The organism is Microvirga arvi, from assembly GCF_016892765.1.
Lineage (GTDB): Bacteria > Pseudomonadota > Alphaproteobacteria > Rhizobiales > Beijerinckiaceae > Microvirga > Microvirga arvi.
Genome location: NZ_JAFEMD010000029.1, coordinates 51,592 through 76,685 on the forward strand (window position 1 = coordinate 51,592; position 25,094 = coordinate 76,685).

Genomic DNA, 25,094 nt, shown 5'->3' on the forward strand with positions numbered 1-25,094 from the left:
ACTCCGGTTCTATACAGATTTTATCTCGATCAGGCAGGTTTCGGGAAGGCGTTCGAAAATGAACGCTTTGCACCCTTGACAGGGGGCTGGGGGGCTCTTAAACCGCAGCCACACCGCTTCGGCGGTCAATGCGCGGGCGTAGCTCAGTCGGTTAGAGTGCCGGCCTGTCACGCCGGAGGTCGCGGGTTCGAGCCCCGTCGCCCGCGCCACTTTCCCCAAAAACCGATTTGATAATGCGCCAAGTGCCAGCATCTGGCGCGAGGCCGGTTGGCGGCTGTACCGCTGACTGAAGGCAGCACTTTTATCCTCAAAGTACATTTGTATCCTAATTTTGGAATGATTTGGGGAAGCTGGACGTTATCAGGGGGAAAATACGAGGTCTGCCCTTTCGGCTTCTCGGATACCTGGCAGCTGATCGTGAACACCGGGACAACCATCATCACCTTTCTGATGGTGTTCCCGATCCAGAACACCCAGAATCGGGACGGTGCCGAGATCCAAGCCAAGCTTGACGAGCTGATCCGGGTCAGCACCGCCCAGAATGTGTTCATCGGCATCGAGCATCTGACTCAGGAGGAACTCGACGAGATTCGGGCCAAGTGCGAAGCCAAGGCGGAGACGGCCGCAAGCCGGGCCGAGGCTGCCGCTAACCGCAAAGCAGCCAAAGCAGCGGAAGAGGCCATATCCTAGTTTGGAATGGTTCTTTTTGCGGCAGTGCAAACACTTGTCATGGAAGGGGAACTCGGCTAAGGCTCCGGCGCAATCATCGCGATGTCGCAGGGGGGTGTTTTAGGCCTTTCTGAGGCTTAAATGCGTTGCAGATCGCCGGCCCCGGGCCGGATGCTTGTCCTTCTAGGTGTCGTATGACGAATCTCCTCGCCGACTACCTGCCTCTCGTAATCTTCATCGGCGTCTCGCTCCTGATCGGGGTGGCACTGCTCGTGGCACCGTTCATCGTCGCCTACAGCCGTCCGGACCAGGAAAAGCTGTCGGCCTACGAGTGCGGCTTCAACGCCTTCGACGACGCCCGCATGAAGTTCGACGTGCGGTTCTACCTCGTGGCCATTCTTTTCATTATTTTCGACCTCGAGGTGGCGTTCTTGTTCCCTTGGGCCATTACGTTCGGGAATCTCGGCTGGTTCGGCTTCATCTCCATGATGATCTTCCTTGGGGTCCTGACGGTCGGCTTCATCTACGAGTGGAAGAAGGGAGCCCTCGAATGGGATTGATCTCCGATAACCAGTCGACCCTGGTCGCTCCTGCCCCGCGCGGCCTTATCGACCCGAACACCGGCAAGCCGGTTGGATCGACGGATCCTTATTTCGTCTCCATCAACGAGGAACTGTCCGACAAGGGCTTCCTCGTCACCTCGACCGAGGATCTCATCACATGGGCCCGCACCGGCTCGCTCATGTGGATGACCTTCGGCCTGGCCTGCTGCGCCGTCGAGATGATGCAGATGTCCATGCCGCGCTACGACGCGGAGCGGTTCGGCTTCGCACCTCGAGCCTCACCGCGCCAGTCGGATGTCATGATCGTGGCCGGCACGCTCACCAACAAGATGGCTCCTGCGCTCCGCAAGGTCTATGACCAGATGCCGGAACCCCGCTACGTCATCTCCATGGGCTCGTGCGCCAATGGCGGCGGCTATTATCACTTCTCCTACTCCGTGGTTCGTGGCTGCGACCGCATCGTGCCGGTCGACATCTATGTGCCGGGCTGCCCTCCGACGGCTGAGGCGCTCCTCTATGGTGTGCTCCTTCTCCAGAAGAAGATCCGCCGCACCGGTACCATCGAGCGCTGAGCAAAGGTCATTGCATGAGTGCTGAGCTCCAAGCCCTGAGCGATCATATCGCTTCGTCCCTTGGCGAGGTGATCGAGGACCGCGCCATTGCCTTCGACGAGCTGACGATCGTCGCCCGCCGCGAGGACATCGTGCGGGTGGTGACCTTCCTGCGGGACGATCCGCAGTGCCGGTTCGTCTGCTTCATCGATATCTGCGGCGCGGATTATCCGGCCCGCGAGCGTCGGTTCGACGTGGTCTATCATTTCCTGGCGCCGCACCATAACCGCCGCATTCGCGTTAAGGTGCAGACCGACGAGGTGACCCCGGTTCCTTCGCTGGTCAGCCTCTTCCCGGCTGCGAACTGGTATGAGCGCGAGGCTTATGATCTCTACGGCATCCTGTTCTCGGGCCATCCGGATCTGCGCCGGATTCTCACCGATTACGGGTTCGAAGGGCATCCACTGCGCAAGGATTTCCCGATGACCGGCTATGTCGAGGTCCGCTACGACGACGGCCAGGGCCGCGTGGTCTATGAGCCGGTGAAACTCAGCCAGGAATTCCGCAACTTCGACTTCCTCTCTCCCTGGGAAGGCACCGATTACGTGCTGCCGGGCGATGAGAAGGCTAAGGCTTAAAGGAGCGGAAAGGGCAACCCATGGGCGAGCATAATATCCGCAACTTCACGATCAACTTCGGGCCGCAGCACCCGGCGGCGCACGGCGTGCTGCGTCTGGTGCTTGAGCTGGACGGCGAGGTGGTCGAGCGCGTCGATCCGCATATCGGCCTGCTCCATCGCGGCACGGAGAAGCTGATCGAGTACAAGACCTACGTCCAGGCCAACCCCTATTTCGACCGGCTCGACTACGTCGCGCCGATGAATCAGGAACACGCCTACTGCCTTGCCATCGAGAAGCTCCTCGGCATCCAGGTGCCCCGGCGCGCTCAGCTGATCCGCGTGCTCTTTTCTGAGATTGGGCGCCTACTCTCCCACCTCCTCAACGTGACCACGCAGGCCATGGACGTCGGCGCACTCACGCCGCCCCTCTGGGGATTCGAGGAGCGTGAGAAGCTGATGATCTTCTATGAGCGCGTCTCTGGCTCCCGGATGCATGCCAACTACTTCCGTCCCGGCGGCGTCAACATGGACATTCAGCCGGAGCTGATCGACGACATCGAAGCGTTCTGTGACCCGTTCCTGCAGGTGCTCGACGACCTCGACACTCTCGTGATCGGCAACCGCATCTTCAAGCAGCGCAACGTCGATATCGGCACCATCACCCTGGACGACTGCTTCCGCTGGGGCTTCTCGGGTCCGATCGTCCGCAGCTGCGGCGTCGCCTGGGACCTGCGCAAGTCGCAGCCCTACGAGTGCTACGAGGAGATGGAATTCGACATCCCCGTAGGAAAGAACGGCGACAACTACGACCGCCAGGTCATTCGCATGGAGGAGATGCGCCAGAGCGTCCGGATCATGCGCCAGTGCATCGACAAGCTGCGGGCACCGGACGGACAGGGACCTGTGACGACCCTCGACGGCAAGGTGGCTCCGCCATCTCGCAAGGACATGAAGCGTTCCATGGAAGCGCTGATCCACCATTTCAAGCTCTACACGGAAGGCTTCCACGTCCCCGCGGGCGAGGTCTATGCCGCCGTGGAGGCTCCGAAGGGCGAGTTCGGCGTCTATCTCGTGTCGGACGGTACCAACAAGGCCTATCGCTGCAGGATCCGGGCTCCGGGCTTCGCCCATCTTCAGGGTATGGATTTCATGTGCCGCGGCCACATGCTGGCCGACGTGGCAGGCGTTCTGGGATCGATCGATATCGTGTTCGGTGAGGTCGACCGCTAAGGAATACCTGCTCCGGTTCGGGAGCAGGAAGCCACGCTCTTTGAAGCGTGCTGAAATGGTTCAAGTCGTATGGCCGGGCGAACGCCCGGCCATGACGATGAGGAGAAGAGTGTATGGCCGTTCGTAAGCTCGCGCCTGAAGACATGCAGCCCGAGAGTTTCGTTCTCTCCCCAGAGACCGAGGCTTTTGCGGACAAGGAAATCGCCAAGTATCCGCCGGGCCGCCAAGCCTCGGCGGTGATCGCTCTCCTGGGCAAGGCTCAGGAGCAGGCGGGCGGCTGGTTGCCGCGCAAGGCCATCGAGGCCGTGGCGGCCAAGCTCGACATGGCGGTCATCCGCGTGATGGAGGTGGCGACCTTCTACACAATGTTCAACCTCGAGCCGGTTGGAAAATATTTCATCCAGTTCTGCGGCACGACGCCCTGCGTTCTGCGCGGGGCCGGGGACATCAGAAAAGTCCTGGAACGCCGCATCGGCGATCAGAACCACGTCACCACTGACGGCACTTTCTCTTGGCTCGAGGTCGAGTGCCTGGGCGCCTGTTCCAACGCGCCCATGGTGCAGATCAACGACGACTATTACGAGGATCTGACCACCGAGAACTTCGAGAAGCTTCTCGATGATCTCGCCTCTGGTCGGCCGGTGAAGAAGGGATCCCAGATCGGCCGCAACCGCTCCGAGCCTTTCGAGGCCGTCAACACCCTGCAGGACCCGGTGCTCTACGACGGCTCGCTCGTTGGCGCCTGGCGCAAGCGCTTCGATGAGCAGGCGAAGGCCGCCGAGACTGGCGAGGCTGCGGCTGCCACGGCCAGCGTTCCGCAGGACGCCAAGGCTGCTAAACCTGCCGCCGGCCGTGCTATCGAGAGCGATGCCGCCGACACGCCGGCCAAGCGCGCCAAGGAAGGCGAAAAGCCGATCAATCCGACTGATCGGAAGGAAGCTGCCGATCCATCGAAGGCGACCAAAGTTGAGCCTAAGGAAAAGGGTACGCAGCCCGCTCCCCAGAGCGGCAAATCCTACGTGGCATCGCCCACGAAGGGTGGCGAGGCCGTGCCCAATAGCCCGACGACTCCGGTCGCCGGTACGCCGCCGGCCCAAGCCGAGACACGCCGCGACGGCAGCGAGAGCAAGCCGGACGTGGTCGTGACCAAAGACAACAAGACGTCCTGATGGAGTGATCGGGAATGCTTCAGGACAGAGATCGTATCTTCACCAACCTCTACGGCTTCCACTCGCCTGACCTGCAGGCCGCGAAGATGCGTGGCGCCTGGGACGGAACCAAGTTCCTCCTGGAACAGGGGCGAGACTGGATCGTCAACGAGATGAAGGCATCCGGCCTGCGTGGCCGCGGCGGTGCAGGCTTCCCCACGGGCCTGAAATGGTCGTTCATGCCTAAACAGTCGGACGGCCGTCCTCACTATCTGGTCGTGAACGCCGACGAGTCGGAGCCGGGCACCTGTAAGGACCGCGAGATCATGCGGAACGATCCGCATCTTCTCGTTGAGGGTTGCCTCATCGCCTCCTTCGCCATGGGGGCGCATGCGGCCTACATCTATATTCGCGGGGAGTACGTGGCCGAGCGTCATGCACTCCAGCGGGCGGTGGACGAGGCCTATGAGGCCAAGCTCATCGGCAAGGACAACATCCACGGCTATCCCTTCGACCTCTACGTCCACCACGGCGCCGGTGCTTACATCTGCGGCGAGGAGACGGCGCTCATCGAGAGCATGGAGGGCAAGAAGGGCATGCCGCGCCTGAAGCCGCCGTTCCCGGCCAATATGGGCCTCTACGGCTGCCCGACCACGGTCAACAACGTCGAGTCCATTGCCGTCGCCGGCACGATTCTGCGCCGCGGCGCTTCCTGGTTCTCCAGCATCGGCCGTCCGAACAATGTCGGCACCAAGCTCTTCTGCGTGTCAGGCCACGTGAACAAGCCTTGCAACGTGGAGGAGGCCATGGGCCTCACCTTCCGCGAGCTGATCGACCGTCATTGCGGCGGCATCCGCGGCGGCTGGGACAACCTGCTCGGCGTCATCCCCGGCGGCTCCTCCGTGCCGATCGTTCCGGCCGAGCAGATCGCCGACGCCCATATGGATTTCGACACGCTGCGGAACCTCAAGTCCGGTCTCGGTACAGCCGCCGTGATCGTGATGGACAAGTCCACCGATATCGTCCGCGCCATAGCCCGCCTCGCGTACTTCTACAAGCACGAGAGCTGCGGTCAGTGCACCCCATGCCGTGAGGGCACAGGCTGGATGTGGCGCGTGCTCACCCGCATGGCCGAAGGCCGCGCCCAAAAGCGCGAGATCGACATGCTTCTTGAAGTTTCGACCCAGATCGAAGGCCACACCATCTGCGCGCTCGGTGACGCGGCGGCATGGCCGGTTCAGGGTCTGATCCGCCATTTCCGTCACGAGATCGAGAAGCGGATCGACGATTACGCGGCGAACCCGCATTCCGAATCCGTCATGATCGCGGCGGAGTGAGATTGAAGATGGCGAAAATCATCGTTGATGGCGTCGAGGTCGACGTTCCCGCGGAATACACCCTGCTCCAGGCCGCCGAGGCGGCCGGGGCGGAAATTCCGCGCTTCTGCTACCACGAGCGGCTCTCGATCGCCGGCAACTGCCGCATGTGCCTCGTCGAGGTGAAGGGCGCACCGAAGCCGGTTGCCTCCTGCGCCTGGGGCGTGCGCGACTGCCGTCCGGGCCCGAACGGCGAGCCGCCGGAGATCTCCACCAAGTCGCCGACGGTCAAGAAGGCACGGGAAGGGGTAATGGAGTTTCTCCTCATCAACCACCCGCTCGACTGCCCAATCTGCGACCAGGGTGGCCAGTGCGACCTGCAGGACCAGGCCATGGCCTACGGCGTCGACACGAGCCGCTTCCACGAGAATAAGCGTGCGGTCACCGACAAGTATCTCGGCCCGCTCGTGCGCACTTCCATGAACCGGTGCATTCACTGTACCCGCTGCGTGCGCTTCACGGCTGAAGTGGCCGGCGTGCCGGATCTCGGCGCCCTGTGGCGCGGTGAGGACATGGAGATCACGAGCTATCTCGAAAAGGCCCTCGGCTCCGAGCTGCAGGCCAACGTGGCGGATCTCTGCCCGGTGGGCGCTCTCACCCACAAGCCGGAAGCCTTCCACTATCGTCCGTGGGAGCTCACCAAAACTGATTCCGTCGACGTGATGGATGCGGTCGGCTCCTCGATCCGTGTTGACTCCCGCGGCCGCGAGGTCATGCGCATTCTGCCGCGTGTAAACGAGGCGGTGAACGAGGAGTGGATCACCGACAAGACCCGTCAGATCGTGGATGGACTGCGCCTGCAGCGTCTCGACCGTCCTTTCGTGCGGGAGAACGGCCGCCTGCGCCCTGCCTCCTGGCAGGAGGCTTTCGCCGCCATCGCCAGCCGCGTGAAGGGCACGGACCCCAAGCGCATCGGCGCCATCGTCGGCGATCTCGCCGCGGTGGAGGAGATGTATGCCCTGAAGCTCCTCATGGAGAGCCTCGGCGTCACCAACATCGATGCTCGTCAGGACGGCAGCATGGTGTCGCCGGTCTATGGCCGCGGCTCCTACCTGTTTAACACGACCATCGCCGGCATCGAGGATGCGGACGCGATCCTGATCGTAGGTTCGAACCCACGCATCGAAGCCTCGCTCGTCAATGTGCGGATCCGCAAGCGCTGGCGCGCGGCCCCGCCGCCGATCGCGTTGATCGGCGAGCATTCGGATCTGACCTATCCTTACGAATACCTCGGAGCCGGCCCCGATACACTCTCGGAGCTTGCCGGCGGCCGCCACAGCTTCATCGAGAAGCTTCGCGGCGCCGAGCGTCCGCTGGTTATCGTGGGGCAGGGGGCTCTCTCCCGTCCGGACGGTCTGGCGGTCCTCTCCGCTGCGGCTCAGCTCGCCCGCGACGTCGGCGCCGTGAAGGACGGCTGGAACGGTTTCTCGGTTCTGCACACCGCCGCCTCCCGCGTCGGCGCGCTTGATCTCGGTCTCGTGCCGGGTGAGTGGGGCCTCAACGCGCAGACCATGGCGCAGGGTGAAGTGGATGTGCTGTTCAATCTCGGCGCAGACGAGATCGAGATCGCTCCCGGCGCCTTCGTGATCTACCAGGGCACCCATGGCGACCGCGGCGCTCACCGTGCCGACGTGATCCTGCCGGCCGCGACCTATACGGAGAAGTCCGGCACCTACGTGAACACGGAAGGCCGGGTCCAGCTCGCCAACCGCGCAGCCTTCGCCCCCGGCGAAGCTCGCGAGGACTGGGCGATCCTACGGGCTCTCTCCGACGTGTTGGGCCACCGCCTGCCCTTCGACTCGCTGAACGCCCTGCGGGCGAAGCTCTATTCGCAGTATCCGCATTTCGCAGCGATCGAGATGGTTCAGCCGGCGGACGGCTTCGCCGCGATCCAGGCGCTGGCGAACATTGGCGGCACCCTGGGGCGCGAGCCCTTCGTGAGCCCTGTAAAGGACTTCTATCTGACGAACCCGATTGCCCGCGCCTCCGGCGTCATGGCCGAGTGCTCGGCGCTCGCCCGTGAGCTGAAGCTCGAGGCGGCTGAGTAAGAGGAGCGGATCATGGAATTTGGTGACATCCTCCTCGCGGTCGCGATCATGCTGGGCAAGAGCCTGCTCATGCTGGTCGCGCTTCTCATCTTCATCGCCTACGCGCTCTATGCCGACCGCAAGGTCTGGGCGGCGGTTCAGCTCCGCCGCGGTCCCAACGTGGTCGGTCCCTGGGGTCTGCTCCAGTCCTTTGCCGACCTGCTCAAGTTCGTGCTGAAGGAGCCGATCATCCCGGCTCCGGCCAACAAGGGCATGTTCCTGCTGGCGCCCCTACTGATGTGCACCCTGTCGCTCGCGGCCTGGGCCGTCATTCCGTTGAATGCCGGTTGGGCGATTGCCGACATCAATGTGGGGATCCTGTACATCTTTGCGATCTCGTCCCTCGGCGTCTACGGCGTCATCATGGGCGGCTGGGCTTCGAACTCGAAGTATCCCTTCCTCGGCGCGCTCCGCTCTGCGGCCCAGATGGTGTCCTACGAGGTGTCCATCGGCTTCGTGATCGTGACGGTGCTCATGTGCGCCGGCACCCTGAACCTGTCGGCCATCGTGGAGTCGCAGAATACCCGCCTCGGCATCCTCGGCTGGTATTGGTTGCCGCTCTTCCCGATGTTTGTAGTGTTCTTCATCTCGGCCATGGCCGAGACGAACCGCCCGCCCTTCGACCTGCCGGAGGCCGAATCCGAGCTCGTGGCTGGCTACATGGTGGAGTATTCCTCCACCCCGTACCTGCTCTTCATGCTCGGCGAGTACGTGGCCATCATGACCATGTGTGCGCTCGGTACGATCCTGTTCCTCGGCGGCTGGCTGTCGCCGATCCCGTTCGCGCCCTTTACCTGGGTGCCGGGTGTGATCTGGTTCGTGCTGAAGGCGAGTTTCCTCTTCATCCTTATCGCCATGGTGAAAGCCCTGGTGCCCCGCTACCGCTACGATCAGCTCATGCGCCTCGGCTGGAAAGTGTTTCTGCCACTCTCCCTAGCCATGGTCGTTATCGTGGCGGCTGTCCTGATGGTCACCGGCAATGCGCCGGGTGTCCGATAAAGGAGATCGGCCTATGCAGCTCGATCGCATCGCCCAATCCCTCCTGCTGAAGGAGTTCATCTCGGGCTTTGTCCTGACGGTGAAATACTTCTTCAAGCCGAAGGCGACTCTCAACTACCCGTTCGAGATGGGTCATCGCGGACCTCGCTTCCGCGGTGAGCACGCCCTGAGGCGCTATCCCAACGGGGAAGAGCGCTGCATCGCCTGCAAGCTCTGCGAGGCCATCTGCCCGGCCCAGGCCATCACCATCGAGGCCGGACCACGCCGTAACGACGGCACCCGCCGCACGACCCGCTACGACATCGACATGGTGAAGTGCATCTATTGCGGCATGTGCCAGGAGGCCTGCCCGGTGGATGCCATCGTAGAGGGACCAAACCTTGAGTTCTCCGTGGAGACCCGCGAGGAGCTTTACTACGACAAGGCCAAGCTTCTCGAGAACGGGGAGCGCTGGGAGCGCGAGATCGCGAAGAACCTCGCGAAGAACGCCCCCTATCGCTAAGAGCGCCTCTGGCCCGGCGAGGGCAGGGGGCTAGCAGCTCCGGCGGGTTGTCCCCGCCGGATTCGGAATTTATAGACAGGTCCCCGGGTTGTCCGGGGCTATGTCGGAAGGGGCCGCCTAGGGCGGCTTGAGCTGAACATGACGGTTACCGCCGCCTTTTTCTATCTGTTCGCGACCATCACGATCGCCTCCGGCTTCATGGTGATTGCCTCCCGCAATCCCGTGCAGTCGGTGCTCTTCCTCATCCTGGCCTTCGTCAACGCGGCGGGCCTGTTCCTGTTGATGGGGGCCGAGTTCCTCGCGATGATCCTGGTGATCGTCTACGTGGGCGCGGTCGCGGTGCTCTTCCTCTTCGTCGTCATGATGCTCGACGTGGACTTTGCAGCTCTCCGCCAGGGCTTCCTGCAGTACCTGCCGATCGGCGGCCTGATCGGCCTGATCCTCTTGCTCGAGCTGATCCTGGTGGTCGGGACCTATACCATCGACCCTGGCTTGGTCCGCTCGCCGGCGGTGCCAATTCCGTCCGCCGACGTCATGACCAACACCGAAGCCCTCGGCCAGGTGCTCTATACCCGTTACTTCTATTTCTTCCAGGCGGCCGGCCTGATCCTTCTGGTCGCCATGATCGGCGCCATCGTCCTGACCCTGCGCGAGCGGGTCGGCGTGCGCCGCCAGGACATTTCCAAGCAGAATGCCAGGACGCAGGAAACGGCTGTCGAGATGCGGAAGGTCCCCTTCCGCCAGGGCATCTAGGGAGGCACGCCATGGTTATCGGACTGGGCCATTATCTCACCGTCGCCGCCGTGCTCTTCACGCTGGGCGTGTTCGGCATCTTCATCAACCGGAAGAATGTGATCGTCATTCTGATGTCCATCGAGCTGATCCTGCTCGCCGTGAACATCAACATGGTCGCCTTCTCGACCCACTTGAACGACATCGTCGGCCAGGTCTTCGCCATGCTGATCCTCACGGTTGCGGCGGCGGAGGCGGCCATCGGGCTGGCCATTCTGGTGGTCTTCTTCCGCAACCGTGGCTCCATCGCGGTTGAAGACGTCAACATGATGAGGGGCTAAAGCATGATTCAGAAAAGTGGGAACCGGTTTTCTGAACAAAATCATGCGGCCATAAGCCAAGCACGATCGGTGAAGTAAACGCACATGTATCACGCAATCGTCTTCCTGCCGCTCGTCGGCTTCCTCATCGCAGGTCTCTTCGGCCGCGTCCTCGGCGCCCGGCCGAGCGAGATCATCACCACGGCGCTGCTCTTCGTGGCGGCGGTCCTGTCCTGGCTATCCTTCATCCAGGTCGGATTTGGCGATGGAGCCACCCGGGTCCAGGTGGCCCAGTGGATGTCGGTCGGCGACCTTCAGGTCGACTGGGCGTTCAGGATCGACACGTTGACCGCCATGATGCTGGTGGTAGTGAACACCGTTTCGGCTCTTGTGCACCTCTATTCAATCGGCTACATGCACGAAGATCCGCACCGTCCGCGCTTCTTCGCCTACCTGTCGCTCTTTACCTTCACCATGCTCATGCTGGTGACGGCCGACAACCTCGTCCAGATGTTCTTCGGCTGGGAAGGCGTGGGCCTCGCGAGCTACCTGCTCATCGGCTTCTGGTACCAGAAGGACTCCGCCAATGCGGCGGCCATGAAGGCCTTCATCGTCAACCGCGTCGGCGATTTCGGCTTTCTGCTCGGCATCTTCACCGTCTTCGTCCTGTTCAATGGCGTGACCTTCGATGCAATCTTCCCGCGTGTGGCTGAGTTGGCGAATGCCAATTTCACCTTCCTCGGCATCGAATGGCATGCCCTAACCATCGCCTGCCTGCTGCTGTTTATGGGCGCCATGGGCAAGTCGGCGCAGTTCCTGCTTCACACCTGGCTGCCAGACGCGATGGAAGGCCCGACCCCGGTCTCGGCCCTCATCCACGCCGCCACCATGGTGACCGCGGGCGTGTTCATGGTCGCGCGCCTGTCGCCGATCTTCGAGTACGCCCCGGCGGCTTTGACGGTCGTCACCGTCATTGGCGGCATCACGGCCTTCTTCGCGGCCACCGTCGGTCTGGTTCAGAACGATATCAAGCGCGTCATCGCCTATTCGACCTGCTCGCAGCTCGGCTACATGTTCGTCGGCCTCGGCGTCGGGGCCTACGGCGCGGGCGTGTTCCACCTTTTCACCCATGCCTTCTTCAAGGCCCTGCTGTTCTTAGGCGCCGGCTCGGTGATCCATGCCATGCACCATGAACAGGACATGCGCCACATGGGTGCCCTGCGCCGCTACATTCCCATCACCACGGCGATGATGGCGATCGGCACGCTGGCGCTCACCGGCTTCCCGTTCACCGCAGGCTATTACTCGAAGGATGCCATCATCGAGGCGGCTTATGCGGCCCACTCCTCGGCGGGCTCCTTCGCGTTCCTGGCGACCGTTGTCGCCGCCTTCATGACGTCGTTCTATTCCTGGCGGCTGTTCTTCCTCACCTTCGAGGGCACCGCGCGCTGGGGCCATGGCCACCACGGCCATCATGCCCATGCCGCGCATGTCCACGAGGGCGTAGAGCATGATGATCACAACCGCGATGTCGAGCCTGCCACGCACGCCCAGCACGAGCATGGTCACCATGGGGATCATACGCCTCATGAGAGCCCGCTCGTGATGCTCCTGCCACTCGGTGTGCTCGCCCTCGGTGCGGTCGTGGCCGGTTTCGTCTTCCACAACGCTTTCATCGGGGAGGGCTATCAGGAGTTCTGGAAGGGTGCGGTGTTCACCCGGCCCGAGAACCACATCCTGGAAAATATGCACCATCTCCCAGGCTGGGTGCCGCTCCTGCCGACGATCATGATGATCCTGGGCTTCCTGCTGGCCGTCTACATGTACATCATCGACGCCAAGCAGCCGGCCAAGCTCGCGGCCGATCACCCGATCCTCTACCGTTTCCTGTTGAACAAGTGGTATTTCGACGAGCTGTACGACGCGATCTTCGTGCGTCCCGCGATAGCCATCGGCCGCCTCTTCTGGCGCACGGGCGACCAGCGGATCATCGATGGGCTTGGGCCTGACGGCATCTCTGCCCGCGTCCTCGACGTGACGCGCGGCGTGGTGCGGGTGCAGACCGGCTACGTCTATCACTATGCCTTCGCGATGCTGATCGGCGTTGCGGCTCTCGTGACCTTCTATCTCTTCAGGGGAGCCCACTAATGCTCGGCTTCGGCATCCTCTCCGGCCTTCTGGTCCTGCCGCTCGTCGGAGCGGCTTTCATTCTGACCCTGCGTGGCGACAGCGAGGCTGCTCGCTCCAATGCCCGCTGGGCTGCGCTGGCCACGACGATTGCGACCTTCCTCCTGTCCCTCGTCGCCTGGGCCCGCTTCGATACGGCAACGGCGTCCTTCCAACTCGTGGAAAGCCATGTCTGGCTGACCGAGACCATCCGGTTCAAGCTCGGCGTCGACGGCTTCTCCATGCCGCTGATCCTGCTCACGACCTTCCTGATGCCGTTCTGCATCCTAGCTTCCTGGGATTCCATCGGGCACCGGGTGAAGGAATATTTCGTCGCCTTTCTGGTCCTCGAGACCACGATGATCGGCGTTTTCTGCGCCCTCGATCTGGTGCTGTTCTACCTGTTCTTCGAGGCAGGCCTGATCCCGATGTTCCTCATCATCGGCATCTGGGGCGGCAAGCGGCGCATCTATGCAAGCTTCAAATTCTTTCTCTACACACTGCTCGGCTCGGTGCTGATGCTGCTTGCCATAATGGCCATGTACTGGCAGGCGGGCACCACGGATATCCCGACGCTGCTGGCGTTCAAGTTCCCGTACAGCCTGCAAATCTGGCTGTGGCTTGCCTTCTTCGCCTCCTTCGCGGTGAAGATGCCCATGTGGCCGGTTCACACCTGGCTCCCGGATGCTCACGTGGAAGCGCCCACGGCAGGTTCGGTGATCCTGGCGGGCGTTCTGCTGAAGATGGGTGGCTACGGCTTCATCCGTGTGTCGCTGCCCATGTTCCCGGAGGCATCCGTCTACTTCGCGCCGCTTGTGTTCGCCCTGTCCGTCATCGCGATCGTCTACACGTCGCTGGTGGCCCTCGTGCAGGAGGATATCAAGAAGCTCATCGCCTATTCCTCGGTGGCGCATATGGGCTTCGTGACCATGGGCCTGTTCAGCATGAACGAGCAGGGCATCCAGGGCGCCATGTTCACCATGATCTCCCATGGCCTCGTGTCCGGAGCGCTCTTCCTCAGCGTCGGCGTAATCTACGACCGGATGCATACCCGCGAAATCAAGGCCTATGGCGGCCTCGTGAACCGGATGCCCATGTATGCGGTGGTGTTCCTGATCCTGACCATGGCCAATGTGGCCCTGCCGGGCACCTCGGGCTTCATCGGCGAGTTCCTGACCCTGATGGGAACCTTCCGCTCCAACACCTGGGTCGCCTTCTTCGCGACAACCGGTGTGATCCTCTCGGCGGCCTATGCACTCTGGCTCTACCGTCGCGTGGTCTACGGAGAACTCGACAAGCCCGCTCTCCAGACGATCACCGACCTGAACCGCCGCGAGATCATCACCTTCGCGCCTCTCGTCCTGCTCATCATCTACTACGGCGTGCAGCCCGGTCCAATTCTCGATGCCTTCGCGGTGCCGACGGAGTCGCTTCTCAACAACGTTCAGGCCGCGCTTGCCACCGTGAAAACGGCAGCTGTCGCTGCACACTGAGGTCACGATGAACCCCGCCCTCACCATTCCCGCTTTCGGTCCCCTACTGCCAGAGATTCTCATGGCGGCCGGAGCCCTCGTCATGGTCCTGTTCGGCGCCATTCGCGGCGAGCGCCCGGGCTACGGCATGAACATCATTGCCCTGGCGCTTCTGGCCGTTACCTTCGTGGCGGTGCTGATGCTGCCCTCCGAGCGCGTCGAGACCATGGGCGGCTCCTTCGTGATCGACGGGTTCGCCAAATTCATGAAGGCCCTGACGCTCATCGCTTCCGCGGGCGGGGTCATCCTCTCGCTGGACTACATGCGCCGCGAGGGTATCAGCCGCTTCGAGTATCCGATCCTGATCATCCTTTCGACCATCGGCATGATGATGGTGATCTCGGCCAATGATCTGATCGCCCTCTATATCGGCTTGGAGCTGCTGAGCCTGTCCTCCTATGTTATCGCCGCCTTTGATCGGGATAACGTCCGGTCGACCGAAGCCGGCCTGAAATACTTCGTGCTCGGCTCACTCTCGTCCGGCATGCTGCTCTACGGCTCGTCACTGGTTTACGGTTTCTCTGGCAGCATCTCGTTCCCGGCCATCGCCACCATCCTGCAGGGCGATGTGGGCATCGGCGCCATCGTCGGCTTGGTGTTCGTGGCCGCCGGCATCGCCTTCAAGATCTCGGCAGTGCCGTTCCACATGTGGACTCCGGACGTCTATGAAGGCTCGCCGACTCCTGTGACCGCCTTTTTCGCCGCCGCGCCCAAGATGGCCGGCATGGCCATGGCCACCCGCGTGTTCATCGATGCCTTCCCGGGTATCTTGGTCCAATGGCAGCAGATCATCGTCTTCATCTCGATCGCTTCCATGGCGCTCGGCTCCTTCGCGGCGATCGGCCAGCGCAACATCAAGCGCCTGATGGCCTATTCCTCCATCGGCAACGTGGGCTATGCGCTCATCGGCTTGGCGGCCGGCACGGCCGAGGGCATTCAGGGCGTCATCGTCTATATGGCGATCTATCTCGCCATGACGCTCGGCACCTTCGCGGTGATCCTCGGCCTGCGCCGAGGGAATGTGATGTACGAGACCGTCGATGACCTCTCAGGTATGGCACGCACCCATCCAGTGCTCGCCTTCTGTCTCGGCATGATGATGTTCTCGCTAGCGGGCATCCCGCCGCTGGCAGGCTTCTTCGCCAAGTTCGCAGTCTTCAACGCCGCCATCGAAGCCGATCTGGTAGCTCTTGCCATCATCGGCGTCGTGACAAGCGTGATCGGTGCCTATTACTACCTGCGCATCGTGAAGGTCATGTACTTCGATGAGCCGGCCGAGCGCTACGATGCCATGCCTGCAGGGGTGAAGCTGGTGCTTGCCCTCTGCAGCATCTTCGTCGTTCTCTTTGGCATCGTTCCAGCGCCGCTGGTGGCAGCGGCGCGGGCTGCCGCAAGCTCTCTGTTCTGATCGTGCACCTGTCGCCCGAGACCGAGTCCGCCGGATACAGGCTGCTCTCCCTCGAGGCGACAGGCTCGACGAACGACGACGCCCTTGAGGCAGCCCGGTCCGGCGATCCAGGTCAGCTCTGGATCACCGCCGCCGAGCAGCTTGCGGGAAGGGGGCGGCACGGCCGGCAATGGTCGTCGCCTCAAGGCAACCTTTATGCGAGCCTTCTGCTGATCGATCCGTGCGACGTCGCCTCTGCGCCGCAGCTCGGCTTCGTGGCCGGGCTTGCCCTGCACGAGGCGGTCGAGACAGTCACGGGCCTTGGTGCCCCGCGCCTCACCCTCAAATGGCCGAACGACCTCCTGCTCGACGGCGCCAAAGTATCCGGCCTTCTCCTTGAAGGTCACAGGCTTCAATCCGACGGGCCGCTTGCCATCGTAATCGGCTTCGGCGTGAACGTATCGTTTGCTCCGCCTGGTACGCCATATCCAGCAGCGAGCCTACAACAGGTGAGGGCGAACCTAACCCGCGACGAGGTTTTTCGTGCTCTCTCGTCAGCCTTTGCCAAGACCTTCGCGGCTTGGCGGGCATCATCCCGCATGAATACGTCGGATCCGTTCGGCGCCGTTCGCAGACTCTGGCTCGAGCGGGCTGCCGGGGTCGGGCAGGAGGCCACGCTCCGGCTGCCCTCGGGCGAGAAACGCGGCGTGTTCGAAGGACTCGACCGGTTCGGGCGTCTGCAGCTCAAGAGCGCCACTGGTGTGGAACTCATTGATGCAGGCGACCTTTATTTTCCCAATTTGATGCACGATATAGCCAGGCCCGCCGCTGGCACGAAAAGGTCTCAACATTAATGGCTTCCCATCAGGACGAATTGGTCTTTCTGCCCCTCGGCGGCCTCGGCGAGATCGGGATGAATGCCGCTCTCTATGGCTTCGGGTCGGAGGATGACCGGCAGTGGATTCTCGTCGATTGCGGCATGGGATTCGGGGGTGAGGAGAACCTGCCAGGCATCGATCTCGTTTATCCTGATCTGCGCTTCATCGAAGAAGAGCGCCACAATCTATTGGGGATCTTCATCACCCATGCCCACGAGGACCATATCGGTGCTCTCGTCGAGATGTGGCCTCGCCTCCAGGCACCCGTCTACGCCACGAAGTTCGCTATCGGTCTGTTGGAAACGCGCCGCTTGTCGGAACCCAACGCGCCTAAGGTCGACCTCAACGAGATCGCGCCCGGCCAGCGCCTGAAGCTCGGCCCTTTCGATATTGAATACGTGCCGGTCGCACACTCAATTCCGGAATCGAATGCGCTCGCTATCCGCACTCCTCATGGTCTCGTGGTGCACACGGGCGACTGGAAGCTCGACAATACGCCTTATCTCGGCAGCCTGACCTCGGAGGAAACCTTCCGTGCTTTGGGGGACGAGGGAGTTCTCGCCCTCATCTGCGATTCTACCAATGTGGTGCGTGAGGGGACCAGCCCCAGCGAATCCGACGTCTCCCGGAATCTTGCCCAATTGATCAAGGACTCGCCCCACAGGGTCGCAGTCACCACTTTCGCCTCGAACGTCGCCCGCATACGCTCGGTGGCGGAGGCCGCTCGTGAGTGCGGGCGTGAAGTCATCGTGGTCGGTCGCGCCATGGATCGCGTCGTCGAGGTGGCGAAGGAATGCGGCTATCTGGAGGATCTGCCCGAGTTCCGCTCGGCTGAAAACTTCGGCTACATGCCGCGCGACAAGGTCGTTGCCATCCTCACCGGCTCCCAAGGCGAGCCGCGGGCTGCCTTGGCACGCATCGCCCAGGATGAGCACCCGGATATCGCGCTCTCAGCTGGCGACCGGGTGATCTTTTCATCACGCGCCATTCCCGGCAACGAGAAAGCTGTCGGCTCCATCATCAACAGCCTGATCGAGCAGGGGATCGAGATCATTACCGATCGCACGGAGCTGGTGCACGTCTCGGGGCATCCCCGTCGAGGCGAACTTGCCCAGATGTATCAATGGACCCGGCCCCGCATCGCGATCCCTGCCCATGGCGAGCCGCTGCACTTGAGCGAGCATGCGAAATTCGCTCGGCAGCAGGGCGTGAAGGAGGTCATCCGCGCCAAGAACGGATCCCTGGTTCGCCTTGCGCCCGGACCGGCCGAGATTGTCGACAACATCCCTGCCGGTCGTCTCTACAAGGACGGGAACATCGTCATCGGAGCCGGAGAGCGGGCGCTACCGGAACGCCGCAAGCTGGCCTTTGCAGGCATCGTCACTGTCGCGATCGCCATCGATGACAGGGGAGAGCTTGTCGGCGATCCCGTGATCGATGCCATGGGCCTGCCTGACAAGAACCGGCAGGGGCGGGATCTGACCGACATCATTGCCGATACGGTGGCGGATCTCCTCGATGGGCTGCCAAAGGCCAAGCGTCGGGATCCCGAGGCGGTCGAGAACGCGGTTCATCGTGCTGTCCGTGCGGCCGTGAACCAGGAGTGGGGTAAGAAGCCGGCGTGCCATGTGCTCGTGATTGAGGCATAAACGGCAGAGCCTTAAGAGGGACTAGGATGATCGGACGTCTCAACCATATCGCTATCGCCGTGCGCGATATCGCTGCAGCCTCGGAGGTCTATCGCACGACACTCGGCGCCGAAGTCTCCGCACCCGAGCCGCTCGAAGAGCATGGCGTCACAGTCGTCTTCATTACGCTTCCCAATACGAAGATCGAGCTGTTGGAGCCTCTAGGAGCGGAATCTCCCATCGCCCGGTTCCTGGAGAAGAACCCCGACGGCGGCATGCATCATATCTGCTACGAGGTGGACGACATCGACGCGTCGAGGGATCAGCTTGTGAAATCCGGGGCAAGGGTGCTTGGCTCGGGTGAGCCCAAAATCGGAGCTCATGGAAAACCGGTGCTTTTCCTGCACCCTAAGGATTTCAACGGAACTCTCATCGAACTTGAACAAGCCTGAGGACAAGCTGTTGACAAAACTTGTAAAAGTCCTCGCCGGATCGGTCTGGTCCACTCTTGCCGTAGTTGTAATCGTCTCCGCCATTGCCGTTGCTGCGGTCGTCGGCGGCTTTGGCCTTCGGATCAGTGGCGGCCTGGCCCTGTATTTCGTGATCTGGTGGATCCTGCTCTTTGCCGTTCTGCCCTTCGGTGTTCGCAGCCAGGCGGAGGCTGGGGAGGTTGTCCGGGGAAGCGAGCCGGGAGCGCCTGCGCTTCCCGCCCTGCGGGAGAAAGCCATTTGGACGACGCTCTTCGCTTCGATCGTCCTGGTGGCGGTGGCTGCCGTTTTCCCCCTGGCCGGGCTCTGAAAGACCGTCGAGAGATGCCGAAAAAGAAAAAGCAAGGCTTTCGCCTTGCCTAAACTGCCTTTTGGCAATTTTTATCCCTGGCTTTCTTAGGCCAGCGCCTGCTTGGCGCTTGGGAACCTTGTTCCTCCCGAAACTCGGACCGTAGCCTCTGACCTTGAGGGTCTAAAGACGTTAGCAATGTGTTTATAGTCACCTTCCCCTAGGGTGTCACCTTTTGTAGGCGTTCCTGATGCAATTTTCGGCATTTATTGTATTCATCTTTGGTCTAATCCGCTTCGCCGCAGGCCCCGGAAAGCGATGACAGCTTGTCTTTTGCCCGGGGCCTGTGTTGTGTGCTGGAAACGAGTCGCATCCATTTTCTGTTCTGATTGAGACCTTAAAGGCGTCCCATGCGTTTGAGCCGCTACTTCCTTCCCACTCTTCGCGAAACGCCGAAAGAGGCGGAGATCGTCTCCCACCGCCTGATGCTGCGCGCCGGCATGATCCGCCAGGAAGCGGCGGGCATTTACGCCTGGCTGCCGCTGGGTCTCAGGGTTCTGAACAAGGTCAATGCCATCGTCCGGGAGGAGCAGAACCGCTCCGGTGCTGTCGAACTCCTCATGCCCACGATCCAGTCGGCGGATCTCTGGCGCGAGTCGGGCCGTTACGACGCCTACGGCAAGGAGATGCTGCGCATCCAGGACCGGCACGAGCGCGAGATGCTGTTCGGCCCGACCAACGAGGAGATGATCACGGAGATCTTCCGGGGATATGTGCGCTCTTACAAGGACCTGCCCCTGAACCTTTATCACATTCAGTGGAAGTTCCGCGACGAGGTGCGCCCGCGATTCGGCGTCATGCGCTCGCGAGAGTTCCTGATGAAGGATGCCTATTCCTTCGACCTCGACCAGGCCGGCGCCGTTCACTCCTACAACAAGATGTTCGTGGCCTATCTTCGCACCTTCGCCCGGATGGGCCTGAAGGCGATCCCGATGCGCGCGGACACAGGCCCCATCGGCGGGAATCTCAGCCACGAGTTCATCATCCTGGCTTCAACGGGCGAGAGCGAGGTGTTCTGCCACGCGGATTATCTGAACTTCGACATTCCGCCGACCGATACCAATTTCGACGACATTTCCGGTCTCCAGAGCACTGTCGACAAGTGGACCTCGCTCTATGCGGCCACCTCCGAGATGCACGATGCGGCGGCCTTCGACGCGGTGGCTGCCGACAAGAAGATGTCGGCTCGCGGCATCGAGGTCGGGCACATCTTCTATTTCGGCACCAAGTACTCAGAGCCGATGGGCGCGAAGGTCATGGGACCGGACGGGCAGGAGAGGCCGGTCCACATGGGCTCCTACGGGATCGGCCCGAGCCGCCTGATCGCCGCGATCATTGAGGCGAGCCATGATGAGAACGGCATCATCTGGCCCGAGGCCGTGGCGCCCTTCGACGTTGCCATCCTGAACCTGAAGGCAGGGGATTCCGCCACCGACGGTGCCTGCGAGCGTCTCTACCGCGAGCTCTCTGCCGCCGGCCGCGACGTGCTCTATGACGACCGCGACGAGCGTCCCGGCGGCAAGTTCGCCACCGCCGACCTCATTGGCGTGCCGTGGCAGGTGCTGATTGGGCCGAAGGGGCTCGCGGAGGGCAAGGTGGAGCTGAAAAGCCGTGCCACGGGCGAGCGCGAGATGCTGACGCTCGAAGATGTGGTCGCGCGACTGAGCAGCGATAAATAAGATCCCATGGCCAAGGCACCGGAAGCCAAAGCGGCACCTGCAGGGACAAAACCGTTCTCGCTCTTCGAGTGGATGCTCGCCGGGCGCTACCTGCGCACGCGGCGGCGTGAAGGTTTCGTCTCGGTCATTGCCGGCTTTTCGTTCCTCGGCATCATGCTCGGCGTCGCCACGCTCATCGTGGTGCTCTCGGTCATGAACGGCTTCCGCAAGGAGCTGCTCGACAAGATCGTGGGCATCAACGGCCACATCTTCGTGGCCCCCCTGGAGAGCCCGCTCACCGATTACCCCGAGGTCGCGGCGCGCATTGCCGCCGTGCCGGGGGTCAGGCGCGCCATTCCCCTGGTGGAGGGCCAGGCCTTCGGCTCCTCGCAGTACAACGGCAGCGGCGTTCTGGTGCGTGGCATCCGCCCCGAGGATCTGCAGAAGATCGAGCATATTGCCGGAAATCTGCGCCAGGGTACGCTGGAGGATTTCGCAGAAGGAGAGGGCGTCGCCATCGGGCGGCGTCTCGCCGATGCGCTCTCGCTCCAGGCCGGCGACACCTTCACGCTGATTACGCCGCGTGGCGCCTCCACGCCTTTCGGCACAGCGCCGCGGGTCAAGGGCTATCCGGTGAAGGCGATCTTCGAGATCGGCATGTCGGAATTCGACTCCACCTTCGTCTTCATGCCGCTGACCGAAGCGCAGAACTACTTCAACCGCCAGGGCGACGTGCAGTTGATCGAGGTCTATCTCGATAATGCCGACCGGGTGGATCAGGCCCGCGCCGCCATCGACGAGGCAGCGGGCCGGCCCATCCTGATGACCGACTGGCGTCAGCGCAACCGAACCTTCTTCGGCGCGCTCGAAGTCGAGCGGAACGTGATGTTCCTCATTCTCACGCTAATCGTGCTGGTGGCGGCGCTCAACATCATCTCCGGCCTCATCATGCTCGTGAAGGACAAGTCGGAGGACATCGCGATCCTGCGCACTATGGGCGCCACCCGCGGCGCCATCATGCGGGTGTTCCTGATCACCGGCGCCTCCATCGGCATCGTGGGAACGATCGCAGGCTTCGGCCTCGGCCTGCTGCTCGCGCTCAATGTCGAGACCATTCGCGATGTGATCTCACGACTCACGAGCACTAACCTCTTCCCGGCGGAGCTCTACTTCCTCAGCCGCCTGCCGGCCGATGTAAACCCGACCGAAGTGGTGACCATCCTCGTCATGGCGATGGTGCTGTCGCTGCTCGCGACCCTCTATCCCTCCTGGCGGGCCGCGAAACTCGATCCTGTCGAAGCGTTGCGCTACGGTTGAGTATGTCGCCAGCCCAGTCCCAGCCCGCCCTCCACCTGTCGAAAGTCGAGCGCCGCTACCCGCAGGGCGACAGCTTCCTTGAGGTTTTGCGCGGTGCCGATCTGGCGATCTGGCCGGGCGAGATCGTGGCACTCGTCGCGCCCTCCGGCACGGGCAAGTCGACCCTGCTCCATGTGGCAGGCCTGCTCGAAAAACCTGACGGCGGCGAGGTCTTCGTGGGTTCGAAGCCGACCGCATCGATGACGGATCAGGAGCGCACGCGGGTGCGGCGCGAGGAGCTCGGCTTCGTCTATCAATTCCACCATCTCCTGCCGGAATTCTCCGCCCTGGAGAACGTGGTCATCCCGCAGCTCATTCGTGGCCTGTCGAAGGCGGAAGCGCAGGATCGCGCCACGCAGCTCCTGGCCTTCTTAGGATTGGGCAAGCGCCTCGTTCACCGCCCCGGCGAACTCTCCGGCGGCGAACAGCAGCGCGTCGCCATCGCCCGCGCGGTGGCCAATGCCCCGCGCCTTCTCTTGGCGGATGAGCCCACCGGCAACCTCGATCCGCACACCGCCGACCGGGTCTTCCAGACCCTCGTTGCTATCGTTCGCGCGTCAAAGCTCGCGGCGCTCATCGCGACGCACAATATGGAGTTGGCTGCGCGCATGGATCGGCGGGTGACGATACGGGATGGGCTGGTGGTGCAGTTGCCGTAAGGCCAATACTGTCGACTGACAAGCAGTGATCCGCGCAAGAAAGGGGTTATGCCCCTAGGATACGAAGCTCGCCTGAGAAATTACTTTCCTCGAAGTTGCGGCTAGGCTTTCCGTACGAAACAATGCCCGGACGGTTACCGGAGGCATCGAGGCCTCAACGATATCTTCCAGCCGCTGCGGGTTCCGCGAGTCATCCTCACGCGTAGGCAGCGGTCGACAGACTGTCGCGCACGAATGCGTTGGCGGAACATTTTAGCGAGATGCAGTAGGTGTTTGGACTAACAACCTGCCAAACGGATACAACTTCTAGATTGTTTTCCGTATCGTAATTTTCACCTTTAAGTAAAGTATTTGGTCAGAAAATTTTAGTAAACTGAAATAAAACTATATGAATCGATAGTTCATGCCGAAATTATTTAGTAGCAACATCGTAGCTTGGCGGTGATCGACATCAGCTCAAATCCTTCTCAGTTGTGTTTGACGAGAATTGCGCCGGGAAGCTACAGGAGGCTATCATGTATATGGGCGGAGGCTTCTCACTTCAGGACGAATGGGCACGTCACTATTATGAGCATGGTGGAAGCGTTAGAACAACTTATGGCGGAGGTTATGCCGGTAGCGGACCTGGTGGCGTTGGTGGCGCAGGGCCGATTGGTATTGACGCAAACGGCAATGTCAGGACTGGGAATAGATCGTTCCAGGAGACTTTCGCCGATGGATCCACACTTGATGTTGCTATCCGCTCTGACGGATCCAAAACATTAACAGTGAAGGATCTCACTCGAGGGTTCATAACGACTTATACGGAAATTCCTGGGTCGCATCAAAGGTGGGATATCTCCTACCTAAATGGCGATCCCAAAATAACGTATACAATCGATTTTTATCCCGGCAATCGAAAGATTGTGACCCTCGATGACCACGTAATGGAAACGACGGTCCTCGAGGAGTACTCTGGCGATGTCCTCCTTTCGAGAGTGGAAGATACCGGCGATGTCAATGTGACCACTCACTTCTTCGGTCCAAGAACTCTGGAAAGAGAGACGACGACGACAGAAGGTATTTCAGGGCAAAGCAAAGCCTATGAGTATAGATATACAAACGAAAAATTTGAGGTGGGCACGTGGTATCGGCATGATATCGACCGACTGACGTCGTCGGATAATGTAGTCGATTATCGCGAGCAAACTTCTACAGCGCTCTTATATAATGGTCGTCCTGCTTTGGATGTCATAACAATCAATAGAACAGAGAGGCCAGGTGAAGATCCCGATGTAAGCTCAACACGGGAAATCGTGTATTTCGATGATCGCCTGCCGCCCGAAGGAGAGTTTGAGGCGCCCGCCCCCCTAATCCTCTGGGATGTTGGCGCGTTCAATACGATGGCTGATGCTTTGATCGACAGCGGCGGGCCACAAAAGCACGGCATGATGACAGTTCTGTCGGGGATTGGAACGCATTCCGTCGAAGCTCACGTCGGTACCAGCGGAGTAGATTATCTTGTTGGCCACGGCTTTTTGTATGCGGGAGGGGGCCAGGACACTTTGATCGGCGGGCGTGGGGCTGACCTGTTGGATGGAGGCGAGGGCTTGGACATTGCCTCTTACGAACAGGCCACGAGCGGGGTAGCGGCGAATCTGGGAGCCTGCCAGAGCGCAGGCGAGGCGGCGGGCGATGTCTATGCCTCGATCGAGGGGCTGGCCGGATCGGCTTACGCGGATCGGCTTACAGGTGATGGGGACGACAATATCCTGATCGGTCATGGCGGCAACGACGCGCTGGCGGGCTATGCGGGCTATGATGTGCTACAGGGCGGCACCAGCGCCGACCAGCTCGATGGCGGCAACGGCTTCGATATCGCGAGCTACGAGCATGCGGCCAGCGAGGTGGTGGCGAACCTGTCCAATCCGGCCCTGAACACCGGCGAGGCGGCGGGGGATACCTACATTTCCATCGAAGGGCTAAGGGGGTCTAAGTTCAACGACGCGCTGACCGGCAACAGCCTGGGCAATCTTCTCGACGGTAATGCCGGCGATGATGTTCTCGAGGGCGGCCTGGGAGACGATACCCTGCAGGGCGGCGCTGGCTACGACTATGCGAGCTACTCCACGGCTAGGATCGGCGTCGTGGCGAACCTGTCCGATGCGTTGCAGAACCTGGGCCAGGCCCACGGCGACCGCTATGACAGCATCGAGGG

At 61.6% G+C, this 25,094-nt stretch carries 23 protein-coding genes and 1 tRNA gene; all 24 read left to right on the plus strand.

Annotation, left to right across the window (positions count from 1 at the left end; all coding sequences use genetic code 11):
* Nucleotides 1-132: 132 nt before the first annotated feature.
* A tRNA-Asp gene (locus tag ILT44_RS18070) sits at nucleotides 133-209 on the plus strand.
* 94 nt (nucleotides 210-303) lie between these two features.
* Nucleotides 304-690, plus strand: a complete 387-nt coding sequence (locus ILT44_RS18075; RefSeq protein ID WP_372441178.1) for a low affinity iron permease family protein — start codon at nucleotides 304-306, stop codon at nucleotides 688-690.
* Between the two features lie 173 nt (nucleotides 691-863).
* Entirely contained in the window at nucleotides 864-1,229 is a 366-nt protein-coding gene (locus tag ILT44_RS18080) for an NADH-quinone oxidoreductase subunit A (RefSeq protein WP_199049922.1), read from the plus strand.
* A complete protein-coding gene (locus ILT44_RS18085) occupies nucleotides 1,220-1,804 on the plus strand; it encodes a NuoB/complex I 20 kDa subunit family protein (RefSeq protein ID WP_204241006.1) in 585 nt (194 codons plus the stop codon). The genes ILT44_RS18080 and ILT44_RS18085 overlap by 10 nt, the downstream gene beginning before the upstream one ends.
* 14 nt (nucleotides 1,805-1,818) lie before the next feature.
* The gene (locus ILT44_RS18090) at nucleotides 1,819-2,421 is read left to right on the plus strand and encodes an NADH-quinone oxidoreductase subunit C (protein WP_204241007.1); all 603 of its coding nucleotides are present in this window, start codon (nucleotides 1,819-1,821) and stop codon (nucleotides 2,419-2,421) included.
* A 20-nt stretch (nucleotides 2,422-2,441) separates the two neighbouring features.
* Nucleotides 2,442-3,632 carry an NADH-quinone oxidoreductase subunit D gene (locus tag ILT44_RS18095; RefSeq protein ID WP_204241008.1) on the plus strand — a complete coding sequence of 397 codons (1,191 nt, stop codon included), beginning with the start codon at nucleotides 2,442-2,444 and terminating at the stop codon, nucleotides 3,630-3,632.
* 113 nt (nucleotides 3,633-3,745) lie between these two features.
* Entirely contained in the window at nucleotides 3,746-4,801 is a 1,056-nt protein-coding gene (gene nuoE, locus ILT44_RS18100) for an NADH-quinone oxidoreductase subunit NuoE (RefSeq protein WP_204241009.1), read from the plus strand.
* A gap of 14 nt (nucleotides 4,802-4,815) precedes the next feature.
* Entirely contained in the window at nucleotides 4,816-6,117 is a 1,302-nt protein-coding gene (nuoF, locus tag ILT44_RS18105) for an NADH-quinone oxidoreductase subunit NuoF (RefSeq protein WP_204241010.1), read from the plus strand.
* An 8-nt stretch (nucleotides 6,118-6,125) separates the two neighbouring features.
* Nucleotides 6,126-8,204: an NADH-quinone oxidoreductase subunit NuoG gene (nuoG, locus tag ILT44_RS18110; RefSeq protein WP_204241011.1), complete on the plus strand. Its 2,079-nt coding sequence runs from the start codon at nucleotides 6,126-6,128 to the stop codon at nucleotides 8,202-8,204.
* Nucleotides 8,205-8,216: 12 nt separating this feature from the next.
* Nucleotides 8,217-9,242 carry an NADH-quinone oxidoreductase subunit NuoH gene (gene nuoH, locus ILT44_RS18115; RefSeq protein WP_204241012.1) on the plus strand — a complete coding sequence of 342 codons (1,026 nt, stop codon included), beginning with the start codon at nucleotides 8,217-8,219 and terminating at the stop codon, nucleotides 9,240-9,242.
* A gap of 13 nt (nucleotides 9,243-9,255) precedes the next feature.
* Nucleotides 9,256-9,744, plus strand: a complete 489-nt coding sequence (nuoI, locus tag ILT44_RS18120; RefSeq protein ID WP_204241013.1) for an NADH-quinone oxidoreductase subunit NuoI — start codon at nucleotides 9,256-9,258, stop codon at nucleotides 9,742-9,744.
* A gap of 138 nt (nucleotides 9,745-9,882) precedes the next feature.
* Nucleotides 9,883-10,497, plus strand: coding sequence for an NADH-quinone oxidoreductase subunit J (locus tag ILT44_RS18125; RefSeq protein ID WP_204241014.1), 615 nt, complete (start codon nucleotides 9,883-9,885; stop codon nucleotides 10,495-10,497).
* An 11-nt stretch (nucleotides 10,498-10,508) separates the two neighbouring features.
* Nucleotides 10,509-10,817, plus strand: coding sequence for an NADH-quinone oxidoreductase subunit NuoK (gene nuoK / locus ILT44_RS18130; protein WP_036353841.1), 309 nt, complete (start codon nucleotides 10,509-10,511; stop codon nucleotides 10,815-10,817).
* Between the two features lie 84 nt (nucleotides 10,818-10,901).
* On the plus strand, nucleotides 10,902-12,944 hold the full coding sequence (gene nuoL / locus ILT44_RS18135) for an NADH-quinone oxidoreductase subunit L (RefSeq protein WP_204241015.1): 2,043 nt from the start codon (nucleotides 10,902-10,904) through the stop codon (nucleotides 12,942-12,944).
* Complete coding sequence (locus ILT44_RS18140; protein ID WP_204241016.1) at nucleotides 12,944-14,455, plus strand: NADH-quinone oxidoreductase subunit M; 1,512 nt, start codon at nucleotides 12,944-12,946, stop codon at nucleotides 14,453-14,455. Before nuoL ends, ILT44_RS18140 begins: the two co-directional genes overlap by 1 nt.
* A 7-nt stretch (nucleotides 14,456-14,462) precedes the next feature.
* The gene (gene nuoN / locus ILT44_RS18145; protein ID WP_204241017.1) at nucleotides 14,463-15,902 is read left to right on the plus strand and encodes an NADH-quinone oxidoreductase subunit NuoN; all 1,440 of its coding nucleotides are present in this window, start codon (nucleotides 14,463-14,465) and stop codon (nucleotides 15,900-15,902) included.
* Nucleotides 15,903-15,904: 2 nt separating this feature from the next.
* A complete protein-coding gene (locus ILT44_RS18150; protein WP_204241018.1) occupies nucleotides 15,905-16,735 on the plus strand; it encodes a biotin--[acetyl-CoA-carboxylase] ligase in 831 nt (276 codons plus the stop codon).
* The gene (locus ILT44_RS18155) at nucleotides 16,735-18,408 is read left to right on the plus strand and encodes a ribonuclease J (RefSeq protein ID WP_204241019.1); all 1,674 of its coding nucleotides are present in this window, start codon (nucleotides 16,735-16,737) and stop codon (nucleotides 18,406-18,408) included. The genes ILT44_RS18150 and ILT44_RS18155 overlap by 1 nt, the downstream gene beginning before the upstream one ends.
* 26 nt (nucleotides 18,409-18,434) lie before the next feature.
* On the plus strand, nucleotides 18,435-18,839 hold the full coding sequence (gene mce, locus ILT44_RS18160) for a methylmalonyl-CoA epimerase (protein WP_204241020.1): 405 nt from the start codon (nucleotides 18,435-18,437) through the stop codon (nucleotides 18,837-18,839).
* Between the two features lie 10 nt (nucleotides 18,840-18,849).
* Nucleotides 18,850-19,185: a DUF1467 family protein gene (locus ILT44_RS18165; RefSeq protein WP_204241021.1), complete on the plus strand. Its 336-nt coding sequence runs from the start codon at nucleotides 18,850-18,852 to the stop codon at nucleotides 19,183-19,185.
* A 389-nt stretch (nucleotides 19,186-19,574) separates the two neighbouring features.
* On the plus strand, nucleotides 19,575-20,903 hold the full coding sequence (gene proS / locus ILT44_RS18170) for a proline--tRNA ligase (protein WP_204241022.1): 1,329 nt from the start codon (nucleotides 19,575-19,577) through the stop codon (nucleotides 20,901-20,903).
* 6 nt (nucleotides 20,904-20,909) lie between these two features.
* Nucleotides 20,910-22,199, plus strand: a complete 1,290-nt coding sequence (locus ILT44_RS18175) for a lipoprotein-releasing ABC transporter permease subunit (protein WP_204241023.1) — start codon at nucleotides 20,910-20,912, stop codon at nucleotides 22,197-22,199.
* Between the two features lie 2 nt (nucleotides 22,200-22,201).
* A complete protein-coding gene (locus ILT44_RS18180) occupies nucleotides 22,202-22,897 on the plus strand; it encodes an ABC transporter ATP-binding protein (RefSeq protein ID WP_204241024.1) in 696 nt (231 codons plus the stop codon).
* A 515-nt stretch (nucleotides 22,898-23,412) separates the two neighbouring features.
* Nucleotides 23,413-25,094: calcium-binding protein (locus ILT44_RS18185; protein ID WP_305070710.1), on the plus strand; the 1,682-nt coding region annotated here is incomplete at its 3' end.